This window comes from Brevundimonas sp. UBA7534 (assembly GCF_002479325.1).
Lineage (GTDB): Bacteria > Pseudomonadota > Alphaproteobacteria > Caulobacterales > Caulobacteraceae > Brevundimonas.
In genome coordinates this window covers 1-7,845 of the sequence record NZ_DLMO01000071.1, presented here as the reverse complement: position 1 = coordinate 7,845, position 7,845 = coordinate 1, and the positions used below count along the sequence as shown (strand labels likewise).

The window sequence follows — 7,845 nt, the reverse complement described above, 5'->3', positions numbered from 1 at the left end:
CTCGACGATCTTTCTGGCGATGACGGTCAGGCTACCGTCGGCGATCAGGCTAGAGAGTCGTCGCGCGATGACCGGGGCCAGGCGGTGACGATGTACGTCCCAGACTGGGCGGACATGACGGATGAACCGTTGCCTTTCCGGCAGACTCCAGCTGCGCCATAGGGCTATGGCTTGGTGACGCAGCGCGTCGAACACCTCGCGCCAGTCCCGATCGCGTGAGGCTTCTCGCGCCTCATGCAGCACTTGGGCTGGGCCGCCTGAAAACGTCAGGTCCGCAGCCGGTGTGGCGACGGTGGCGTGGGCGCGGGGAAGCAGGCCGTGGCGCGACAGGGCCGTCACCGTCCGACTGGGTCGGTCCAGAGCGATCGCGACGTCAACCGCTGTCAAACCCGTGCCGATCAACAGCACGTCACGCGCGTGGCCGGGAACCTGCGCGATTCCGGTCCAAGGGTTCTCAACGTAAAGCGGCGAGCGCCGCAAATCCTCATCGACGCCGGGCGGGGTTGAAGGCTCCTGATTGCCGATAGCGATCACCACCGACTTGCTGGCCAGCGAGCGTCCGTCCTCCAGGCGAGCCGCCCAGGCGTCGTTCTGGCGATCCAGGGCGACGGCCTGCCCGGCGATCAGGTCCAGACGACCCGGATTGTCCATGACAGCCGCGTCCAGAAGCGAGCGCAGATAGGCGCCGTAGGTTCCCCGCGTGATGAACTCGCCGCTGGCCTGCCAACTGGGCTGCTGCGCCAGCCAATCCGACAGGTGCGCCGGCTCGTCGGGAAAGGCGCTCATATTGCCGAGGCGGACATTGAGCAGATGGTCGGCGTTCCCCGTGTCATAGGCCGTGCCTGGACCGAAGGCGTCGCGCCGCTCGATCAGGGTGACGCGAACGGCCGGTGAGCTGCGCAGCAGGTGGATCCCCGTGAGTAGCCCGCTGAAGCCGGCGCCGATCACGATCACATGGGGCGGGCGAACGCTCATCTGCGCTTTGGATCAGAAGGTCTTGGTGATGTCGACGGCGCCATAGACCGTGTCGCCCAGGCCCGTGGCGTTCGGCGCGTCGCGGAGAAAGCCCTCGTCGAGCAGGACGGCGCCGCTGACCTCTAGCCGCAGCGACCGGGGAACCAGCCAGTAGCGCGCCTTGGTCTCCAGCTGATAGCCGGCGAAGCGGCCGGAGCCGCCCGCGCTGTCGCGCACGCCGGTGCGCGCGAAGCTGTCGCGGGCTTCCTGGAGCCACAGGCCGCGCGCGGAGACGAAGCTGTCCAGCCGCTCGCTGGGCTTGACCTGGACCCGCACGCCCGGCGCGCTGATGTTGGACCGGTCCAGCGGGCCGTAGAGGGCGCTGGGGCCGAAGTCGCCGGTGCGCGAGCCGTACAGCGGGTCGAAGCGGTTCACCTCGTCGTCGGTCGAATCCTTGTCGCCGCTGGCGACGTCGTAGATCAGCGCCAGGCGTGGGCTCCAGGGTGCGTCGAAGGTGTAGCCCGCCTCGGCGTGGAAGAACCAGGCGCGGACGTCGAGGTCGGTCACGTCGGCGGCGGCGGTGGAGTTGCGCGATGCGCCGCCTTGCCACGCGCCTTCCAGCTCGGCGTCCCAGGCGTTCTTGGCCGGGGCGCGAACGATGCGGCCCCCGAGCGTCCACAGGTCGCGGTTCCGCGTCGGCAGATCGGCGGAGTCCTCCTCGTTCAGGCCGTAGAGATAGGCCTCGACCGTCGCGTCGCCGATCGCCTTGCCGCGGGCGTAGAACAGGCCCCAGAAGCGCAGGTCTCCGCTTTCCTCGTCCCAGTCGTGGTCGTTGTCGAGCAGAGCCGGCAGGTCCGACGGCAGACGGTTCTGAGGCAGGGTGTAGAAGGCGCTGAAAGCGTCGTCACCCCGCTTCCAGTCGATCGAGGCTCCGGTGAAGGCGGTGGTGACATTCGGATAGGCGCTGATCGCGACCAGCCGACGCGACCCCTGGTTCAGATAAAAGCGGCCGACGTGGACCTCGGTCTCCGAGCCGTCGCCCAGCCAGTCTTTCGCATCGTAGCGGAGATGGAGGACGGGGACTTCGAACGTGTTGACCTCGGACGTCGACAGGCTGGAGCCGTCATCGGCCTTCCAGCCTCGCGCATCGGTGAGTTCGCCGACGAGCGACAGCGCGCCCAGGTCCAGCTCGGCGCCGAGCGACAGCTTGGTCGACAGGAACTGGTCCGTGGCGCTGCGGCCTGGGCGGTACTGGCCGCCGAGGCTTTCATAACGCACACGGGCGCTGCCGCTTAAGCTCAGGAGGCCGTCCTCGGATTGCGCCAGGGCGGGCGCGGCCAGCACGGCGGCGGCGGACATGGTGACCGACAACAGACGCATGGCGGCCTCGTGATCTATCGTTTGTAGGAGATTAAGGCGCGGCTTCGCGCGCCGTCGCACGCTTCAGTCTTTGAACAGGTGGATGAGGTCGGGTCGCAGCCGCACGGTCTGGCCGGCGGCGAGCTGGGAAATGGGGTCGTGCGCGGGCCGCTCGAGATCCAGCGCCTGGCCCTCGATCTCGATGCCGATGCGGGTGCGGGGGCCGCGGGGGCTGACGGTCAGAACCCGGGTCTCCAACCCCTCGTCCGACAGGATCAGGTCCTCGCCGCGAACCGCCAGCACGACCGGGCCGACCGGCGATCCCGCGGGCGCGGGCGCGCGCCAGCCATCGACCGCGAGCACGCCGTCGACGACCTCGCCCGGCAGGTGGACCGCACCGCCCAGGAAGTCGTGCACGAAGGCCGAGGCCGGGTGCTGATACAGATCGAGCGGCGTCGCGACCTGCTCGATCCGGCCGTCCTTCAGGATGGCCACACGGTCCGCCAGGTCCAGCGCCTCTTCCTGGTCGTGGGTGACGAAGACGGTGGTGACGCCGGTCTCGTTATGGATGTGGCGCAGCCAGCGGCGCAGCTCGCGGCGCACCTTGGCGTCCAGCGCGCCGAAGGGCTCGTCCAGCAGCAGCAGGCGCGGCTGGATGGCCAGGGCCCGCGCCAGGGCGACGCGCTGGCGCTGGCCGCCGGACAGCTGGGCCGGATAGCGCTTCTCCAGCCCCTCCAATTGGACCAGTCGCAACAGTTCCGACCCCCGCGCGGCGATGTCCGCCCTGGACGGGCGCTGTCCACGCGGCCGCACCTTCAGGCCGAAGGCGATGTTGTCGGCCACCGTCATGTGGCGGAACAGGGCGTAATGCTGGAACACCAGGCCGACGCGGCGCTGCCTCGGGGTCTGGACCAGGAAGTCCTCGCCGTCGAAGGCCACGGCGCCGGCGTCGGGCTGGTCCAGCCCCGCCATGATGCGCAGCAGGGTGGTCTTGCCCGAGCCCGAGGGGCCGAGCAGCGCCAGGAACTCGCCTTCGCCGACCTCCAGGTCGATGGCGTCCAGGGCGGTGAAACCCCGAAAGGTCTTGGTCAGGTTCTGAATGGACAGGGGCATTCTAGTGTCGCCTCGTGGCGGCCAGTTCGTCTGCGAAGCGCCATTCGAGAAGGCTCTTGATCAGCAGGGTGACCAGGGCCAGGCCCGCCAGCACCGTGGCGGTCGCAAAGGCGCCAACGAAGTCGTACTCGTTGTACAGGATCTCGACGTGCAGCGGCAGGGTGTTGGTCAGGCCCCGGATATGGCCCGAGACCACCGACACCGCGCCGAACTCGCCCATGGCGCGGGCGTTGCACAGCAGCACGCCGTACAGCAGCGCCCAGCGCACGTTCGGCAAGGTGACGCGGGAGAAGATGGCCCACGGGCCGGCGCCCAGCGTCACGGCCGCCAGCTCCTCGTCGGCGCCCTGCTGCTGCATCAGCGGGATCAGCTCGCGCGCCACGAACGGCAGGGTGACAAGGATGGTCGCCAGCACCAGGCCCGTGACCGTGAAGATGACCCTCACGCCCAGCGCGTCCAGCAGCGGCGCGAACCATCCGGCCGTGCCGAACAACAGCACCCAGACCAGGCCGGAGATGACCGGCGACACCGAAAAGGGCAGGTCGATCAGGGTGGTCAGCAAGGCCTTGCCGCGAAACTCGTAACGGGTGATGCACCAGGCGGCGGCCAGGCCGAAGAGCGCGTTCAGCGGCACCGAGATCGCGGCCACCAGCAGGGTCAGCCGCACCGCGGACCAGGCGTCCGGCTCGCTGAACGCATCCAGGAACCCGTCCAGTCCGCGCCGGAAGGCTTCGGCGAACACCATGCCGAGCGGCAGCAGAACGACCAGCGCCAGCCACAGCAGGGCGACGCCGATCAGAAGCGGCGCCAGCCCGCGAACCGGGGAACGGCGGACGGCGCTCATGCCCGGCCCCGCCGCGCGATGATCGCCTGGAGCCCGTTGAGCGTCAGCAGGATCAGGAAGGACAGGGCCAGCATGGCCAGACCGATCGCGGCCGCACCGGCGTAGTTGAACTGCTCCAGCTGGATGACGACCAGCAGGGGGGCGATCTCGGACCTCAGCGGCATGTTGCCGGCGATGAAGATGACCGAGCCGTACTCGCCCACCGCCCGGGCGAACGCGAGGCCCGCGCCCGAGATCAGCGCCGGCAGCAGGGCGGGCAGGACCACCAGCCGCGCCCGCTGAAACGGCGTGGCGCCCAGGGTCTCGGCGGCCTCCTCGATCTCGTGGTCAAGGTCTTCCAGCACGGGCTGGACCGACCGCACGACAAAGGGCAGACCGACGAAGATCAGGGCGATCAGCACGCCGAGCGGGGTGTAAGCCACGCGCACGCCCCAGTCGCTCAGGACGGACCCGATCGGACCGTTTGGCGCATAGAGCGCCGTCAGGGCGATGCCCGCCACCGCGGTCGGCAGGGCGAACGGCAGATCGACCAGCGCGTCGATGATCCGCTTGCCCGGGAAGTCGTACCGAACCAGCACCCAGGCCAGCACCAGGCCCATCACCGCATTGATCAGGGCCGCCAGGCCGCCGGCGACGAAGCTGAGACGCAGCGCCGCCAGGGCGCGCGGGCTGGTCGCGGCCTCCCACACGCCCGCCGGACCCATCTCCCACGGCCGCACGACCAGCGCGGCCAGGGGGATCAGCACGATCAGCGACAGATACAGGACGGTGAAGCCGAAGGTCAGGCCGAAGCCGGGCAGGACGCTCGGCTCCTTCCAACGCCATCGACGGGACAGCGGAACGGCCGTCACGCGCCGCTCGGCTGGTAGATCCGGTCGAACACGCCGCCGTCGGCGAAATGCTTGGCCTGCGCCTCCGGCCAGCCGCCGAAGTCGCCGATCGTGGCCAGCTCGAGCTGCGGGAACCGGCTGGCGAAGCGCTGGGCCACGGCAGCGTTGCGCGGACGATAGTAGTTCTGCGCCACCAGCACCTGAGAAGGCTCCTCGTACAGGAACTTCAGATAGGCTTCGGCCACGGCGCGCGTGCCCTTCTGGTCGACGACCTTGTCGACCACAGCCACCGGCGGCTCCGCCAGGATGGAGAAGGGGGGCACGACGATGTCGACCTTGTCCGGCCCCAGCTCCTCGACCGCCAGGAAGGCCTCGTTCTCCCAGGCCAGCAGCACGTCGCCGATCCCGCGCTGCACGAAGGTGGTCGTCGCGCCGCGCGCGCCCGTGTCCAGCACCGGCACATGGCGGAACAGCTCCGTCAGATAGGCGGTGGCCGTCGCCTCGGAGCCGCCGGGCCGGCGCAGCGCATCGCCCCAGGCCGCCAGATAGTTCCAGCGCGCGCCGCCCGACGTCTTCGGATTGGGCGTGATGACTTCGACGCCCTCCCGCACCAGATCGGGCCAATCCTTGATGTTCTTCGGATTGCCCTTGCGGACCAGGAAGACGATCGTCGAGGTGTAGGGGCAGGCGTTGTCGGGCAGGCTGTCGGCCCAGCCGCGCCGCAGCAGGCCACGCTTGGCGATGGCGTCGATGTCCGCCGCCAGCGCCAGGGTCACCACATCGGCCTGAAGACCGTCGATGACGGCGCGCGCCTGTTTGCCCGACCCGCCGTGGGACTGCTCCACGCTGACGGCGCCCTGGCCGGTCTCTCGCCAATGGGTGGCGAACAGTCCGTTGTAGGCGCGATAGAGCTCGCGCGTCGGGTCGTACGAGACGTTGAGCAGGGACGCACCCCCTTCGCCCCCGCCGCGCGGAGAGCACGCCGCCAATGAGAGGGCGCCGGCACCCGTGAGCAGTCCGCGACGATGAAACATGGTCAGTCCTCCCTGCCTGTGATCCGCAAGGGACCGCAGAAACGCCTATCTGCCAAGGGGGAGTTTGGAGAGGATTTCTGAAACGTGATCCTAGCTGAACTCTTCGAGAGCGCCGGGAACCTTCGCAAGATCGGCGATGGTCCGATTCTCCAGCACCTCCGCCACGGCGCTGCGGGCTGCCGTCAGGCTGGGCCGGATGGCGCAGGTGTGAAGGTCCACGCATCCTGGGCAGGTGCGCGTGGAATTGCGCGCGGCGCAGGGGGCCAGGGCCAGCGGACCATCCAGGCAACGCAACACGTCCGCCACGCTTATGCCGTGCGGCGGGCGCGCCAGTTCGTAGCCGCCGGACCGCCCCATCCGGCTCGTCAGCAGACCGTCCATCTTCAACTCGAGCAGGATCGCCTCGAGGAATTTTCGCGGCGCGTTCGAGCCTTCCGCGATGACCGCGATTGGAATCGCGACGGGAGAGCGCTCGGCGAGAAAGATCAGCGCCTGAAGGGCGTATCGGGCCTTCATGGAAATCATGGTCCGCCTGTTGTGAGGGGCCATTTGCGCGGGTGCAATGCCTGATCCTCATCTCTGAACGTTCCATCAAGGGAACGAGGCGAAGGTCTGCCGCCAGGCTGGGCCCCATTGTCTCCTAATTGGCGCCTTCAAATGTCTGATCGGTCGGCGAGGACCGGGACGTCGCGCCTAAGCGGCGTTTCGCGGAACCGGGGCTGCGGATCGATGTCGCGCTTGCTCAACAGCAAACGTGATCCATCACCGCTCTGGAGGCGTCTGTTCCGACCTGCAAATATCTCGCTATCCGGCATCCGAATCTGGCGCGAACATGCGACGCTTGTGACTGAGGCTGCGTAAAAACTCCGGGCGCTGACGCCGGCGGGCTGTGGCTGAGGCGCGCAGAGCGCGCTCTTCAGGTTCGGAGGGCTTGGATCAGCGGCTTGGCGCCCAGCACCGCCATCACCCGCTTCATATTGTAAGCCAGGATGTGGAGGCTGATCTCGGTTTTCACGTTGGGTAGTCGCCTTGTCAGGAAGTGGGTGTGGTCCCTCCAGGCCTTGATGGCGCCGAACGGGTGTTCGACCAGCCGTCGTCGGGTGCGCATCGCGCGCGGGGCCAGGTTCACCCGGGCCTGGAGGGCGTCGATCACCGCCTCATGCTCCCAACGGGTGATCCGGCGCTCGATACTGGACGTGCACTGCGGCTTCAGACGACAGCCGGTACATAGCGATGCAGGGTCATACCCTTCTCGACGGTGGTCATGGCGCGGCGACAGCGACCGTTCGAATCTGCGGCGGCGCCGCTTCCTTACCCTCAAGCGGATGTTCCGAGGGTCTGGAAGGGGTTGGTAAGCGAACTTACCTGAGGGTCGCGAAGCGACATTCGCACCCGGTCCAGCAGCAGACCTAGGCGGCCCAAGCCAAAGCGGTGGAATAGCTCCTCTATCGTGCACGGCGGCGCGCACGACCATACAGCAGGAGCGCCCCAATCAGGCAGAACGCAAGCCCCGCTGGCCCCTGCCTCGTTGCTTCGCGACGTGTCGGGCCCAAGCGCTTGGGGGATCCGGCGCCGAAACGCGTAAGCGCTGACCTTACGCGACAAAAATGGCGACAAGCGCCCCAAAGCCCTATGGCAGGGGCCGTGCACGCACAATAAATGCCCGAACCGTGGCGCTCGCAGATCGGCCTTCCTTGACGTGACCCCCTGA

General features: G+C 68.2%; 7 protein-coding genes and 1 pseudogene. All 8 read right to left on the bottom strand.

Features of this window, described 5'->3' with window-relative positions; genetic code table 11:
* A partial coding sequence (locus tag B2U11_RS05540) for an FAD/NAD(P)-binding protein (RefSeq protein ID WP_292070466.1) occupies positions 1–975 on the bottom strand: 975 nt, incomplete at its 3' end.
* A 12-nt stretch (positions 976–987) separates the two neighbouring features.
* Complete coding sequence (locus B2U11_RS05535) at positions 988–2,334, bottom strand: alginate export family protein (protein ID WP_292070465.1); 1,347 nt, start codon at positions 2,332–2,334, stop codon at positions 988–990.
* A gap of 63 nt (positions 2,335–2,397) precedes the next feature.
* Entirely contained in the window at positions 2,398–3,426 is a 1,029-nt protein-coding gene (locus B2U11_RS05530) for a sulfate/molybdate ABC transporter ATP-binding protein (protein ID WP_292070464.1), read from the bottom strand.
* Position 3,427: 1 nt separating this feature from the next.
* Positions 3,428–4,270 carry a sulfate ABC transporter permease subunit CysW gene (gene cysW, locus B2U11_RS05525; RefSeq protein ID WP_292070463.1) on the bottom strand — a complete coding sequence of 281 codons (843 nt, stop codon included), beginning with the start codon at positions 4,268–4,270 and terminating at the stop codon, positions 3,428–3,430.
* Complete coding sequence (gene cysT / locus B2U11_RS05520; RefSeq protein WP_292070462.1) at positions 4,267–5,121, bottom strand: sulfate ABC transporter permease subunit CysT; 855 nt, start codon at positions 5,119–5,121, stop codon at positions 4,267–4,269. The genes cysW and cysT overlap by 4 nt, the downstream gene beginning before the upstream one ends.
* On the bottom strand, positions 5,118–6,134 hold the full coding sequence (locus B2U11_RS05515) for a sulfate ABC transporter substrate-binding protein (protein ID WP_292070461.1): 1,017 nt from the start codon (positions 6,132–6,134) through the stop codon (positions 5,118–5,120). The genes cysT and B2U11_RS05515 overlap by 4 nt, the downstream gene beginning before the upstream one ends.
* A gap of 90 nt (positions 6,135–6,224) precedes the next feature.
* Entirely contained in the window at positions 6,225–6,650 is a 426-nt protein-coding gene (locus B2U11_RS05510; RefSeq protein WP_349680710.1) for an Rrf2 family transcriptional regulator, read from the bottom strand.
* Between the two features lie 400 nt (positions 6,651–7,050).
* Positions 7,051–7,406: pseudogene (locus tag B2U11_RS05505) on the bottom strand (transposase); the annotation flags it as partial.
* Between the last annotated feature and the right edge of the window lie 439 nt (positions 7,407–7,845).